This window comes from Hydrophilobacter chitinilyticus, assembly GCF_049860745.1.
Taxonomy (GTDB): Bacteria; Pseudomonadota; Gammaproteobacteria; order Burkholderiales; family Burkholderiaceae_C; genus Rhodoferax_B.
Map to the genome: position 1 here is coordinate 4,987,842 of NZ_CP187561.1, position 14,086 is coordinate 5,001,927.

13 protein-coding genes are annotated in these 14,086 nt (G+C 62.8%); 7 read left to right on the forward strand and 6 right to left on the reverse strand.

All coding sequences use genetic code 11. The features are described 5' to 3' along the window. Window positions 1–33: 33 nt before the first annotated feature. Both ACPWMG_RS22255 and ACPWMG_RS22260 read right to left on the reverse strand, forming a co-directional pair. On the reverse strand, window positions 34–1,695 hold the full coding sequence (locus ACPWMG_RS22255; RefSeq protein WP_483301685.1) for an ABC transporter substrate-binding protein: 1,662 nt from the start codon (window positions 1,693–1,695) through the stop codon (window positions 34–36). 59 nt (window positions 1,696–1,754) lie between these two features. After that, window positions 1,755–2,909 carry a mandelate racemase family protein gene (locus ACPWMG_RS22260; protein WP_483301686.1) on the reverse strand — a complete coding sequence of 385 codons (1,155 nt, stop codon included), beginning with the start codon at window positions 2,907–2,909 and terminating at the stop codon, window positions 1,755–1,757. A gap of 186 nt (window positions 2,910–3,095) precedes the next feature. Between ACPWMG_RS22260 and ACPWMG_RS22265 the strand changes: the two genes are divergently transcribed. The 4 genes from ACPWMG_RS22265 (at window position 3,096) to ACPWMG_RS22280 (ending at window position 7,487) form a co-directional block, all read left to right on the forward strand. After that, window positions 3,096–3,872 carry a FadR/GntR family transcriptional regulator gene (locus ACPWMG_RS22265; protein ID WP_483301687.1) on the forward strand — a complete coding sequence of 259 codons (777 nt, stop codon included), beginning with the start codon at window positions 3,096–3,098 and terminating at the stop codon, window positions 3,870–3,872. Window positions 3,873–4,089: 217 nt separating this feature from the next. Continuing rightward, window positions 4,090–5,148, forward strand: a complete 1,059-nt coding sequence (locus tag ACPWMG_RS22270) for a porin (RefSeq protein ID WP_483301688.1) — start codon at window positions 4,090–4,092, stop codon at window positions 5,146–5,148. Between the two features lie 203 nt (window positions 5,149–5,351). Further along, window positions 5,352–6,263 carry a 5-dehydro-4-deoxyglucarate dehydratase gene (gene kdgD, locus ACPWMG_RS22275; protein WP_483301689.1) on the forward strand — a complete coding sequence of 304 codons (912 nt, stop codon included), beginning with the start codon at window positions 5,352–5,354 and terminating at the stop codon, window positions 6,261–6,263. Window positions 6,264–6,458: 195 nt separating this feature from the next. After that, on the forward strand, window positions 6,459–7,487 hold the full coding sequence (locus ACPWMG_RS22280; RefSeq protein ID WP_483301690.1) for a S1C family serine protease: 1,029 nt from the start codon (window positions 6,459–6,461) through the stop codon (window positions 7,485–7,487). A 70-nt stretch (window positions 7,488–7,557) separates the two neighbouring features. On the opposite strand, the gene ACPWMG_RS22285 is transcribed toward ACPWMG_RS22280, so the two are convergent. After that, complete coding sequence (locus ACPWMG_RS22285) at window positions 7,558–8,007, reverse strand: hypothetical protein (protein ID WP_483301691.1); 450 nt, start codon at window positions 8,005–8,007, stop codon at window positions 7,558–7,560. Between the two features lie 67 nt (window positions 8,008–8,074). After that, entirely contained in the window at window positions 8,075–8,989 is a 915-nt protein-coding gene (locus tag ACPWMG_RS22290; protein WP_483301692.1) for an SDR family oxidoreductase, read from the reverse strand. Between the two features lie 63 nt (window positions 8,990–9,052). Here ACPWMG_RS22290 and ACPWMG_RS22295 point away from each other — a divergent pair, with 63 nt between their 5' ends. Further along, window positions 9,053–10,150, forward strand: coding sequence for a CDP-6-deoxy-delta-3,4-glucoseen reductase (locus tag ACPWMG_RS22295; protein WP_483301693.1), 1,098 nt, complete (start codon window positions 9,053–9,055; stop codon window positions 10,148–10,150). Window positions 10,151–10,153: 3 nt separating this feature from the next. Beyond that, complete coding sequence (locus tag ACPWMG_RS22300) at window positions 10,154–10,543, forward strand: VOC family protein (RefSeq protein WP_483301694.1); 390 nt, start codon at window positions 10,154–10,156, stop codon at window positions 10,541–10,543. Here the strand turns inward: ACPWMG_RS22300 and ACPWMG_RS22305 are convergent. Beyond that, window positions 10,535–11,074 carry a hypothetical protein gene (locus tag ACPWMG_RS22305; RefSeq protein ID WP_483301695.1) on the reverse strand — a complete coding sequence of 180 codons (540 nt, stop codon included), beginning with the start codon at window positions 11,072–11,074 and terminating at the stop codon, window positions 10,535–10,537. The genes ACPWMG_RS22300 and ACPWMG_RS22305 overlap by 9 nt on opposite strands. Window positions 11,075–11,404: 330 nt before the next feature. Here ACPWMG_RS22305 and ACPWMG_RS22310 point away from each other — a divergent pair, with 330 nt between their 5' ends. Beyond that, window positions 11,405–12,391, forward strand: a complete 987-nt coding sequence (locus tag ACPWMG_RS22310) for a Bug family tripartite tricarboxylate transporter substrate binding protein (RefSeq protein WP_483301696.1) — start codon at window positions 11,405–11,407, stop codon at window positions 12,389–12,391. A 16-nt stretch (window positions 12,392–12,407) separates the two neighbouring features. On the opposite strand, the gene ACPWMG_RS22315 is transcribed toward ACPWMG_RS22310, so the two are convergent. After that, entirely contained in the window at window positions 12,408–13,949 is a 1,542-nt protein-coding gene (locus ACPWMG_RS22315) for a coniferyl aldehyde dehydrogenase (RefSeq protein ID WP_483301697.1), read from the reverse strand. Window positions 13,950–14,086 lie beyond the last annotated feature (137 nt).

A 14,086-nucleotide genomic window follows, 5' to 3' on the forward strand; every position in this document is an offset into this window, starting at 1 on the left:
GTGAAAAATGAGGACAAGGTTTTCTCCATCACATCAGCCCCCGGTGGCGCCAGTGGCTACGGCACCTACAGACCCTGTTTCACCGCGTTGTTTGAAGACATCGCGCAGCCGTGTGGTGGCCGAAGGGTGGCCTTGGTAGTTGCGCAAGTCTTTGCGCACCACCACGGTGTCGACCATCTGCGAGATCGGCTGGATGGCGCCCACTTGTTGGTCGTACACACGCTGCACCTCTTGGTAGTCGGCCATTTGTTTGGCTTCGTCGCGCTCGACTTCGGCCTTGCCGATCAACGCATTCAACTCGGGGCTGAAGAACGAGGTGCGCCAGCCTTGGAAGTTGGTAAGGCGTGCGGCATCGGCATTGTTCGGGTTCAGCACCAGCGCGCGCAGGCTGCCGTGCGGATGGGGCTCGACCCCGCCACCGCCACGGCCCACCAGGATTTCAAACTTGCGGTCGCGCATGGCGCCGTAAACCTGGTTGCCGGTGCCGGACAGCACACTCGCGTCGATACCCGCTTGCGCCAACGTGGCCTGCAGGCTGGTGGCGATGTTGATGAACGGCGGGTCGGCCAGCACACGGATGGTGGTCTTGAAGCCGTTGGGGTAGCCGGCGTCAGTCAGCAGCTTCTTGGCACCCGCCACATCCAGCGTGTAGCCGGGGCTGGGCAAGGTGGCTGGCAAACCCAACTGCACGGGGCGCTGGTTGGGCACGCCGTAGTCGGTCATCACGGCGCTGTTGATGCCGTCGTAGTCGATCAGCTTGCGCATGGCCAGGCGCACACGCTGGTCGGCAAACTTTTCGTCCTTCATGCTCACGGCCACGTAATACATGGTGCCGCGGCGCATGGACTGCACCACCACGTCGGGGTTCTTGCGCATCGACTCGAGGTCGGGCACGGACATGCCAACGGCCAAATCGAGGTCACCACGCTCCAGCATCAGGCGCAAGGTTTGCGATTCGGTCATGTGGCGCATGACCACCCGCTTCATCTTCGCCGGACCGCGCCAATAGCCGTCGAAGCGGTTCATGATCAAGGTGTCTTTGGCGCGCCATTGCGCCAACGAAAACGGGCCCGACCCCGCCGAGTGGGTGGTCAACCAGGCGTTGCCCATGTCGCCGTTTTTCTCGTTCTCCATCACCACCTTGCGGTCCAGCACCACGGCGCTGACGGACGTGGCCAGGGTGTAGAGCACCATCTTCGGGTCGGTGGCCACGGGCAGGTCAATCACCAGGGTTTGCGCATCGGTGGCGCGCACCGCCTTCTCAACGTTTTTGGCGCTGAAGCCATAACTCTTCCACGGCGAAGCCATGGCCAGGTTGAGCTTCAACACACGTTGTAGCGACCAGGCCACGTCTTCTGCGGTCAAAGGGTTTCCCGACTGGAACTTGACACCCGTGCGCAGCGTGAAGCTCAGGCTGCGGCCGTCGGGCGACACACTCCAGCGCTCGGCCAGGCCGGGCAAGATTTTGCTGGGCGTTTGCGCGTCCAGCTCGATCAGGTAGTCATACAGGTTGGCGTTGATTTCCACCACGTCGTTGCCGGTCGCGGCGGCCGGGTCCAGCGACAGCAGGTTGTTCATGCTGAACCCCACAATCAACTGGTCGACCGGCGTTTTGGCTTGGGCTTGCAGGGCGGCAGCACCGGCACACAGCGCAATGGCCAGCGCCAGTGGCCGCAGCCACTTCTTGTTGTTCATAAACTCGTGTCTCCTCGGAATCGACTGGCGGGCGTGGGCTGGTGTAGCGGCTGCCGGCGTCAATACTTCTTGGTGGCGTGCGCTTCGATATAGTCGAAGTTGATGTCTTCACCCAGGCCAGGCAGTTGCGACAGGTGCACGTAGCCTTCAGCATCCATCGGGTCGGCCAGCGTGTTGAGGTAGGCGGGCACTTCGTCGTAGTCGAGGAACGGGTGCAGCAGGCCACGCTCGTACCAGCGGCAGTTCTTGATGGCGGCACACACCGCCAGGTTGGCCGCGCCGTTGCCGTGCACTTCGCACTGCATGCCAAACGATTCGGCCAGATGCGCCACCTTCAACGTCGGCGAGATGCCGCCCACGCCTGGCACACCGGCACGCAGAATGTCGCAGGCACCGGCCTTCACCCAGTCGGCGCGGCTATGGTGTTTGCCCGACAGACTTTCAGGCCCGACGATCGGAATGTCGAGCTGATCGGCCAGCCAGCTGTACGACGCCATGCTTTGCTCGTTCATCATCTCTTCGAACCAGGTGAAATTCAGCTTCTCCAGCGCACGGCCGATGGTCAGGGCGTCCATGCGGCTGTAGTTATGGTAGCCGTCCAACATCAAGGGAATGTGCGGGCCCACAGCTTCCCGTACGGCGGCGCAGGCTTTGATGTCCATCTCGACGCTGGGCGCAAACGATACCGGGGGCATCCAGGTGTGCAGCTTCAAGGCCTTGTAGCCGCGCGACACCAGCTTCTCGGCAAATGCGCCGTACTCTTCTGGTGTGGACAGGCCGCCCTTCAGTTCATCACCGCACATGGTGCTGCCGTAGGCGGGTACCTTGTCGCGGTAGCCGCCGATGAGGCGGTACACCGGCTGGCCGAGCGCGCGGCCGGCCAAGTCCCACAGGGCTTGGTCGACGGCGGCCAGACCACGGTCGGTCAACTGGCCGGCGCTGCCGCGTTGCCAGTGTTCCAGGCCGTGCCAGAGTTGCTCGCGCTGAAAGGCGTTTTGCCCCACCAGCACTTTGTGCACAAAGGCTTCGAGCACGTGCGGGCGGATCACTTCAACGGGCGCAAATGCGTAACCGCTGTGGCCGTCTTCGGTGGTGATGGTCAACATCGCCAACTTGCCCAGGCCTTCGGGGCCGGGGTGGGAGTGGCCCGCAGTGTCCACCGAGCGGCGAGTGGGGTAGGTGAATTCGGTGCCGGTAACGCTTGCAATTTTCATGAAGTTCTTTCTAAATCATCAGTCGTCAGACTTGTGATGATTTTAGGCAACACGTCTGACGTGTTTATGCGTATTTACCCTAGGCTTATAGAAAATGCTGTGTCTCCGGGGCATCAGTCGTCTGTTGGGAAGACAACGGCGCCTGTATATTCCCCCACCAAACACATTCACGGATGAGAGCGCCACATGATTGAAACCCCCGCCCGGGCCAAAAGCCAGCCACAACGCGTGGTGGACGGCGTTTCCGAGCGCATCCAGAACGGTGCGTTGAAACCCGGCGACCGCGTGCCGCCCGAGCCCAGCCTGATGCGCGAATTTGGCGTGAGCCGCACGGTGGTGCGCGAGGCCATGTCGCGCCTGCAAGCCAGCGGTTTGGTGGAAACGCGCCAAGGCGTGGGCACCTTTGTGTTGGCAGCGCCTGTGGGCGGCGGCCCCCTGCTGTCCATCGGCGCGGGCGACGTGCAAGTGCGGCAAAAACTGGCCATGCTGGAGCTGCGCATCAGCCTGGAGTCTGAAGCCGCAAGCCTGGCCGCCGTGCGCCGGCAAGACAGTCATTTGGCCGCCATGCGCCTGGCGCTGGACACCTTTGACGCCCAGCGCCGCGTCGGCGGCAGCACCACCGAATCGGACTTTCAATTCCACGTGCAGATCGCCGCTGCCACCGGCAATGAATACTTTGAAGAGGTGTTGCGCAGCCTGGGCAACGCCACCATTCCCCGGCCTGCCGGTGTAGAGGCGGCACCGGCCGAAGCTGCCCCAACAGGGGGGGCGCGCTTTGGTGAAGCGCAGCCGATTCTGGAGAGCGGTAAGGCCATCACACAACGCGAGCACGAAGCCATTTTTGAAGCCATTCGCCGGGGCGATCCAGCCGCTGCACGCGCGGCGATGTTCATGCACCTGACGAACAGCCGCGAACGCATGCACACCAGTTCAAACATCGGCTCGACCACCGGTTCCGCCTGAAACGGCGGCTGCAAAAGCCGCCCCCCCACGCGCCACCTAACCGGGTGCGCCAGTAGCGGCTTTTACCGCTGTTGTTGCCTCTCCATTCCCCATCGTTTTAGCCAATCTAGGGTTTTCACGGGTGCGAAGTCTCCGCACCAAAAAGTACCATGAGCCAACTCATCAGACGACTGACGTCAGATTGATTAATGCTTTTACTTTAAAGGAGACATAGCCAATGAAGCGTTCCTTGCTTGCCGCCCTGCTGGCCTGCGCGTTCTCAACCCAAGCCTCGGCGCAGTCCAACGTCAGCCTCTACGGCATCGTGGACGCCTGGGTCGGCCAGACCAACAACAAGGTGGGTGGCACGCCAACCGGCGCCACGGGCGTGGTGGACAGCGGTGGCGCACAGGCCAGCCGCTGGGGCCTGCGTGGTACAGAAGACTTGGGCGGTGGCCTCAAGGTCAACTTCATCCTGGAGCAAGGCATCAGTGCCGACAACGGCACCATCACCCGCGTGTCCGCATCGAACGACGGCTTCAACCGCGCGGCCTACGTGGGCATGACCGGTGGTTTTGGCGAAGTGCGTCTGGGCCGCATGCTCGGCGCGTTCGATGCGCTGCGCGGCTCGACCAACCATTTGTACGACTCTTCCGGCTTTGCTTCCACCGGCCAAGTGTGGGGCGCTGGCGCCACCGCCGCCAACGGATTGCCCGCTGTGGTGGGCAGCGACTACCTGGCGCGCAGCAACAACACCATCTACTACGCCACGCCGATGGACAACGCCTTCAGCGGCTCGGTGAGCTACGCCTTTGACGAAAACGCCAGCACCGCTGTGGACGCCCCACGCATGATCTCGCTGCACGGCAAATACACTGGCGGGCCGATCCGTATTGGCTACGGCTACCAGTCCGAGCGCTACACCACCGGCAAGAACATCTTCCACATCGTGGCCGGCAACTACGACTTTGGCCCGGTGCAGATGGTGGGCGCGGCCCAACGCCAGATCGACGAACGTGTGGCCGGCCACCTGAAGTCGAACGAATGGGAACTGGGTTTGAGTGCACCATTTGGCGGCGCGTACACCGTGGCCCTGGGCTACGCCAGTTCCAAGACGGAAAACAGCAGCGGCACACAAGTGATCGACGCCAAGGGCTTCAGCATGATGGGCACGTACGACATGTCGAAGCGCACCCGGCTCTACACCGCCTACCGCCAACTCAAAACCACCCGCGCCGACGGCAGCACCGCGCTGGACGCCACGCGCCTGGGCGTGGGTGTGACGCACAAGTTCTAAGGCGACGCTGAATAAGTTCCCTCGGATGGCCGCGCCCTGGCGTGGGAGGGACTGCTAGGCGCAAACCACAGCCATAGCCGAAGCTATGGCGAGGATTTGCAACGCCGCAGGCTGCCCACGCCAGGGATGCGGGCGCCGAGAGGAACTTGTTCAGCGTTGCCCTAAGCCACCACAGACCATCTGATTTTGAAAGCACCCCGCCAATGAACCCGCAAGACCTGAAAACCATCATGGGCTCCGGCCTGTTGTCGTTCCCCGTGACCGACTTCGACGCCCAAGGCAACTTCAACGCCAAGAGCTACGCCGCCCGCCTCGAATGGCTGGCCCCGTACGGCGCCTCGGCCCTGTTCGCTGCTGGCGGCACGGGCGAGTACTTCTCGCTCGAAACCAAAGAGTATTCCGAGATCATCAAGACCGCGGTCGACACCTGCCGTGGCAAGGTGCCGATCATTGCCGGTGCCGGCGGCCCGACCCGTGTGGCGATTGCGCACGCCCAAGAAGCCGAGCGCCTGGGCGCCCACGGCATTCTGTTGCTGCCGCACTACCTGACCGAAGCCGGCCAGGAAGGCCTGATCGAACACGTGGCGCAAGTCTGCAACAGCGTGAAGTTCGGCGTCATCGTCTACAACCGCGACCGCACCAAGCTGACGCCCAACTCGCTCGCCATCCTGGCCGAGCGCTGCCCTAACCTGATCGGTTTCAAGGACGGCGTGGGCAACATCGAGACCATGTCTTCCATCTTCATGAAGATGGGCGACCGCTTCGCCTACCTGGGTGGCCTGCCCACCGCTGAAGTCTATGCCGCTGCCTACAAGGCGCTGGGCACGCCGGTGTACTCGTCGGCCGTGTTCAACTTCATCCCCAAGACGGCGATGGACTTCTACAAGGCCGTGGCCGCTGACGACATCGCCACGCAGCACCGTCTGCTGAAGGACTTCTTCATGCCTTACCTGGAAATCCGCAACCGCGTGGAAGGTTACGGCGTGAGCATCATCAAGGCCGGCGCCAAGCTGGTCGGCCACGATGCAGGCCCGGTGCGTGCACCGCTGTCGGATCTGAAGCCCAATGAAGTTGAAATGCTGGCTGCGCTGATCAAGAAGCTTGGGCCACAGTAAACGGCCAGCCACAGTCATAAGCATGCATTTGAACTGCGTGCTTTGAGGCAGCGCACACCCCACTTCGGTGCACGCTCGCCATGCAAATCACATCCATCGAAAAACAAGCGCTGATCTCTTGTCGGCGCTCACTTTTAAGCGCATCCTGTAGCCATTGCCCGCACACCAGCGGCGGGCTTCAGGAAAGGCTTCACCATGAGGACTGCCCGACTTCAATGGATCCCGTTGCTGGTGCTTGCGGCTCTGTGCTCAACACCGTTGGTACAAGCCGCCACAGCCGCGCCCCCATCAGCCCAGGCCATGATCACCGCCATGGAGCGCGCCAACGCCGCCGTGGTGGGTCTCACCGCCGAAGTGCCTGAAGACGCCCGTTCCGCCGAAACGCTGGGCCGACGCCGCCAAGGCTCCGGCGTGGTGATAGGTGCGGATGGCCTGGTGCTCACCATCGGCTACCTGGTGCTGGAGGCCGACAGCGTAGAGATCGCCACGCCAGAAGGCAAAACGGTGCCGGCCCGGGTGCTGGCTTACGACCACGCCACCGGTTTTGGCTTGGTACAACCACTCACGCCGATGCGCAGCATCAAACCGGTGTCCATCGCCGGAGCACAGGACGTGGCCGTGGGCACCGCGTTGATGGTGTCCACCGGCGGGCGCGATGGCGACGTCAACATGACGCAGCTGGTGAGCAAACGCGCGTTCTCAGGCTACTGGGAATACTTCATCGACAACGCGCTGTTCACCGTGCCGGCCATTCCCAACCACTCGGGTGCGCCGTTGTTTAACCAGCGCGGCGAGTTGATCGGCATTGGCAGCCTGGTAGTGGCCGATGCCCTGGGCGACCAGCGCCGCTTGCCCGGCAACATGTTTGTGCCCACTGCCCTGCTCACCCCCATCTTGGCCGAATTGCGCCAGACCGGCACCAGCGCGAGCAGCAAGCGTCCCTGGCTGGGCCTGACCTCAACCGAACAAAGTGGCCGCGTTCAGGTGTTGCAGGTCAGCAAAGAAGGGCCTGCCGAAACCGCAGGCCTGCAGGCTGGCGACATTGTGCTGGCGGTGGACGGCGCCAAGGTCACCACGCTGGAGACGTTCTACAAGAAGCTTTGGGACCATAAAGAGCCAGACGCACAAATCCAGCTCACCGTGCTGCAGGGCGCGGACATCAAGACCATCACTTTGCGTGCCACGGACCGCATGCGTGCGCTGGCCAAACCCAAGGGTATTTAAGGAAGATTGGCTATCTACGCTTATCCAGCAAGCGTAGGCAGCTATTGATTTGATATCAGCCGCGCGGTGCTCAAGGAAAGACCACAAACAGCAACTTGACGCCCGCTTCTTCGGCCGTCTTGGTCAGTGGCTCTTCGAAATCTTTGCTACCGATGTAGGCCAACTGGTGTGCGGCGAGTGGTCTGCCCCGTACCTTGGTGAGGGCGCGCTCCAGGGTGGCCGCGGCAATGGCGTCGTCTTCCCCCGTCACGGCCAGTTGCACCGGCTCGGGTTTGGACAACACTTCCACTAATTGATCGGACGTCACGCTGTCGGCACCAGCCGTCAAGCTCATCAACGTGATCTGGTCGGCGATGAAGCTGCCGGCGCTGGGCACCGTCATCGCCACATAGTTTGGGCTTGGCGCCACCTTCATCAAAGCGGCCATGCGGTCACCAAGAGGATCGGCGAAGACCGTGACAGACGAGGTTGCGGCGGCCACAGCACACACAACCCATATAGCCTGCTTGGATGGTTTCAAGATGCTCTCCGTCGGTTTTAAACAAAGTTGCTTGGCAACTCAGCAATGGCTTCCCGCCGCCATTCCACTACGAGACGAGTCCCATCGCAACAGTAGGGTAATTCAGCTGCAAGCGCAACTCACGTTTCATGCGCGTGTTGTCCATGCGCCGCGACTCCGACATAAAGCTCAGCAGCGCCAAAGGCAAATGCCCCTGTGCGGTGCTGCGTGGCACACGCTGTGGGCGCGGCAGGCCGAACAGGTCGGCCGCCAGGTCGAAGTAGTCGCCCATCTTCAAGCTGGTGTCGTCGTTGACGTTGTAGATGCGCTGGGGCCGCCCGCGCCAAAGAGCGGCCACGCAGGCACGCGCCAGGTCGTTGGCGTGGATGTGGTTGGTGAACACGTCGTCGGCCGCTTCCAGCACAGGCGTACCTTTGCGCAGCCGCTCCAAAGGCATGCCACCGTCGCGGTCAGGGGCGTAGATGCCGGGAATGCGCAGGATGCTGGCCCGCACACCCGCGGCACGCCCCGCAAAACGCACCGCCGCTTCGGCCTGCACCCGGCGCTGTGCACGCTGCGTATGGGCGGCCAGCGCGCGTGTTTCGTTCACCAGCGCGCCAGCGCAGTCGCCATACACCCCGCTGGTCGAACCGTAGACCAGTGCGGACAAACGGCCACGCCGTTGCAGCGCACGCAACACGGCCACGGTGCGCGGGTCGCCAGCGCCTTCACCCGGCGGCGGCGCCAGGTGCACCACGCGGTGGGCCACGCCGGCCAGTCGGCGCAAGGTGGCTGGCTGGTCCAGGTCACCATGCAAGGGCGTGATGCCCAGCGCGCGCAGGGGCGCGACGTGCTCCGCAGAGCGGGTCAACGCCATCAGGCGCACCGGGCGCGGCAACTGGCGAGCGACGCGCAGGCCCACGTCGCCACAGCCGATGATCAACACACGTTCGCGGCGGAAGCGCGCCGGCAAGGCACCAAGCGGAAATTGATTTGAAGGCAAAATGGAGGGCTTTTTCTCGAAGACAAAGAGTCCCGCAAGGGATGCCCCAAGGATACCCAAAAGATGACCAGCCCCACCCCGTTCAATGTCTCTGTGCAGCCCAGCGGCCGCGCGTTTGTGGCCGAGCCGGGCGAAACCATTTTGGCGGCCGGCATTCGCCAAGGCGTAGGCCTGCCGTACGGCTGCAAAGACGGCGCCTGCGGCTCGTGCAAATGCAAGATGCTGGAAGGCCGTGTGCACCACGGCCCACACCAAAGCAAGGCGCTCAGCGCCGACGAAGCCGCCGCCGGCCTGGTGCTGACCTGCTGCGCCGTGCCCGAGACCGACGTGGTGATCGAATCGCGCCAGGTGACCGACGAGAGCGCCTTCCCCATCAAACGCATGCCCTCGCGTGTGCGCTCGATGGAAAAGGTGTCGCACGACGTGATGGTCATCCAATTGCAACTGCCCGCCAACGACACGCTGCGCTACCACGCCGGCCAATACGTGGAATTCATCTTGCGCGACGGCGCCCGCCGCAGCTACAGCATGGCCAGTGCACCGCATCCTGTGCCCGCCCCTGGTGCCGCGCCTGAGACCACGCCAGGCACGCCCGCCACAGCGCCCGGGGTTGAGCTGCACATCCGCCATATGCCCGGCGGCAAGTTCACCGACCACGTGTTCGGCGCGATGAAAGAGAAGGAAATCCTCCGGTTGGAGGGCCCCTACGGCAGCTTCTATCTACGGGAAGACTCCGAAAAACCCATCGTGCTGCTGGCCTCGGGTACGGGCTTCGCGCCCATCAAAGCCATTTTGGAACAGATGCTATCCAAGGGCAGCACACGCCCCGTGGAGCTCTACTGGGGCGGCCGTCGTCCCGGTGACCTGTACATGCACAACTGGGTGCTGGCCCTGCAGGCGCAAATGCCGCAACTGCACTATGTGCCGGTGGTCTCGAACGCCCTGCCAGAAGACGCCTGGACCGGCCGCACCGGCTTCGTGCACCAAGCGGTGCTGCAAGACCTGCCGGACTTGTCGGGCCACCAGGTCTACGCCTGTGGCGCCCCCATCGTGGTCGACTCGGCGCGTACCGACTACATCGCGCAAGCAGGACTGCCCGCCGAAGAGTTCTATGCCGATGCTTTCACATCGGAAGCCGACAAGGCCGGTCAGGTGCTCTAACCCATGTCGGCGGTTCAACTCGGCACCATCATCCTCTACGCCCGCGACATGGCCAGAACGGCCAGGTTCTACAGCGAACACTTTGGTTTTGAAACCTCGGGCGAAGTGGTTGAGGGTTTGATTGAACTGTCTGCGCCGCAGGGTGCCGGTGCCGGCATCTTGATCCACCAGGCCGCCAAAAGCGTGAGGCTGGGTCAGGCCGGCGTGAAGCTGAGTTTTCATGTGGAAGACGTGGAAGCCTTCAAGGCCGCCGCCGCCGAACGCGGCCTGAAGTTTGGCGCCACGCACCAAGCCAACGGCTATATGTTTGCCAATGCCAAAGACCCGGATCAGAACGCGGTATCCATCTCCAGCCGGGCCTTCCGAACCGGCGATGCACAACGGTTAGTTTGACGACTCCAGCGTCACCTGCACACAACGGTACTCGCGCGGCGACTCGCACGCGCGGTTCACCCAGGCATACAAAGCCAGCGCGGCAAACACGGCAATCAGCAGCCACTTGAGGGTGGACACCCCACCTGTCAGCACAAACATGGCAGACGGCGCACGCAAGGCGTGCTGCCCACGGGTCAAGTAGCGGTGCAAGCCGTTTTCAACCACATCCAGCACCGCCGCAGCAGGCATCAGCCAAGGCAACACACACAGCAAGGGCGCCCACAACGGTGCCTGCGACAGCCATGCGGTTTGCGTGGCCACGCCAAAGCCCAGCAAACCATAACAAACCAGGTAGACGTAGTCGGCCACAAAGTGTTTTCTGAAACGGGCGACACCCTGCGACTCCCACGCCACCAACACCGCCAGGAAAGCCCGGCGCGTGAACGCGAACTGCAACGCAAAAATGCTCGGCCTGAGTGCCCGTAAGTACCACGTGATGCCCGCGAAGAGCAGCACACAAAGCAGTCCCAGGAACCAAAGTAAAAGCATGAGCGAAGCCGTCAACGTTTGCGTGAATGGGGCTGAGGCACAGGAAGGGGCAAAAACTTCAGCGCCCGAGCCGACCCAACGGCCCTCGCGCTGCACACGTCACCCCGCCTCAGATGGCGGACGATCACTATAAAATACATAGCTATCCACGCTTTCTGAATAAGCATCACAACGGTATTTAATACACAGTGTTACCACTACTGTGGCCTATGCGAAACAACGCTTGGGGACGTCTGCAACGCTTCAACCTGCTGTGCCAAACCCCAGCGCACCAGTTTGGTTAGGGATTGCCATCGCCCGCGTGAAGCCATTGTTTGAAACAATCAAGGCATGCAACGTCGACACCTTCTTATCTCCGCCGCCAGCGCCGCTGGCGCCTCCTTGGCCAGCACCGTGTTCAGCCCCGCGCTGGCGCAATCCGCAGCCCCCATTCGCCTGATCGTGCCTTACGCACCCGGCGGCCCGATCGACGTCACCGCGCGCATTCTGGCCGAGCGTGTGAAAGACTCGCTGGGCACCGTCATCATCGAAAACAAACCCGGCGCCGGCGGCAACATTGGCGTGGACGCCATCGCCAAGGCCGCGCCTGATGGTTTGACCATCGGCATCTCGGCCACCGCCACCCACGCCGTGAACCCCTGGCTGTTTGCCAAGATGCCGTTCAACGCGGCCACCGACTTCGCCCCCATCACGCAAATGGTGCGGGTTCCCAATGTCTTGGTGATGAATGCCGACACCGCCAACCGCCTGAAAATCAACACCGTGGCCGACCTCATCGCCTACGGCAAGGCCAACCCCGCCAAGCTGAACTACGGCTCGGGCGGCAACGGCAGCGCCGGCCATTTGGCGGGCGAACTGTTCAAGTCGCAAGCCGGCATTTTTGCGGTGCATATTCCGTACCCGGGCGGCAACCCCGCGCAGTTGGCGCTGTTGTCGGGCCAGGTGGACTTCAACTTCGACAACCTGGCCACCGCCGCCCCCAATATCCGCGGCGGCAAGCTCAAGGCGCTGGCCGTCACCACGCTCAAGCGCTCCAGCGCCTTGCCCGATGTGCCGCCCGTGGCCGACACGCTCAAAGGCTTTTCGATCGACACCTGGTGGGGCCTGGTCGCGCCGGCCCGTACCCCCAAGGATGTGGTTGAACGCCTGAACCACGCCTTTGTGGCCGCATTGAACTCGCCCGAAGCGCGCAGCCGTTTTGCCACCTTGCTGGCCGAGCCCGTGCCCACCACGCCGGATGAATTTGGCACCTTCATGAAGCAGGAACTCGCCAAGTACGAGAAGCTGGTAAAGGCCTCCGGCGCGAAGGTGGACTAAGGTCGACTTAGGCAGGTCAACCCAACCTGCGCATCCACTTCATGGCGCGCGCCAGCCGCGCGCCATACGGCGGGTAGAACAAGCCCCCACCACCAAAGCGCGACTGCAGTAGCACCGGCTTCTGCTGCGAGAAGCGTAAGAATCCGGCCTCACCGTGGCCGCTGCCCCAGCCGCTTTCACCCACGCCGCCAAACGGCAGGTTCTCGTGCGCAAAGTGCACCAGCGTGTCGTTCACGGTGACACCGCCGCTGACGGTTTGCGCCAGCACCTGGTCGCGGTGGCGGCGGCTGGTGCCAAACCAGTACAGCGCCAACGGCCGGGGTCGTGCGTTGATGTGGGCGATGGCTTCGTCCAGCGTGTCGTAAGGGATGATGGGCAAGATCGGCCCGAAGATTTCCTCACGCAGCAGGCGCATGTGGTCGCTCACATCGAACACCAGCGTGGGCGGCATTTGGCGGTCCACAGGCATACCGGCTTCACCGCTGGTGAAGGCGGGGCCGGTGTCGGGGTAGATGCGCTCGATACGTGCGCCCTGCGCTTCGGCGTCGGCCAGCAATTCCTGCAGGCGGTAGTGCTGCTGCGGGTTGACGATGGCCGCGTAGTCGGGGTTGCCTGCGATGCGCGGGAACAGTTGCACCACGGCCTGCGAGAAGGCCTTGGCAAAAGCCTCTTCCTGGCCACGCGGCAGCATCAAATAATCGGGCGCAATACAGGTCTGCCCAGCGTTCAGTAACTTGCCATGGGCGATCTTCAACGCCACGGCTGCCACATCGCACGACACATCGATGATGCACGGCGATTTGCCGCCAAGCTCCAACGTGGTGGGCGTGAGGTTGGCCGCCGCCGCTTGCGCCACCACACGGCCCACACGGGTGGAGCCGGTAAAAAACAGGTGGTCAAACGGCAGGCTGGAGAACTCGGCTGCCACTTCGGCACCGCCCAACACCACGGCAAACTCTTCTGACGCAAAAGCCTTGCCCACCAACTCGGCCATCAACTCCGAGGTGCGCGGTACAAACTCGCTGGGCTTGAGCATCACCCGATTGCCCGCCGCCATGGCCGACATCGCCGGGCCAAAGGCCAACTGCAACGGGTAGTTCCAGGGCGAGATCACGCCCACCACGCCCAGCGGCTGGCGTTGGATGTGGGCTTTGGACGGCCACAGGTAGAACGGCGTTGAAACGCTCTGCGGCGCCATCCAGCGCTTCAGGTGGCGCTTGGCGTGGCGCAACTCATTGCGCAGCACAAACAGATCGGCCACTTGGGTGAGCGACGGTGAACGCACACCAAAATCGGCATGGACTGCGGCACACAGGGCATTGGCGTTGGCATCCAGCAGCGTCGAGAGGCGCGACAGCCGATCGCGGCGCAGCTTGAGTGGCACCTCTACCTGGCTGCGGCTGGCGAGGTATTGGGCTTCGAACACCGTGGAGATGATGGAGGCGGGCGCGGCGTCGGATGTGGCGTGGGGTGCGGCGTCGAATTCGGCGTCGACTGTGGCCTCAAGTACGGCTTCGGATGCAGCAAAAGTGGCAGATTGCGGTGGGGTTTGAGACATATCCCGATCTTAGAGCCCGAAAAACAACAAATGGGCTATAGAGGCCGCGCATCGTGTGGCATTCAAACTGTTACTTTTAGATTTATTGAATCGGCCGCAGACCGCAGTGGCATGATCACGCGCAGAGAGCAGGGCCA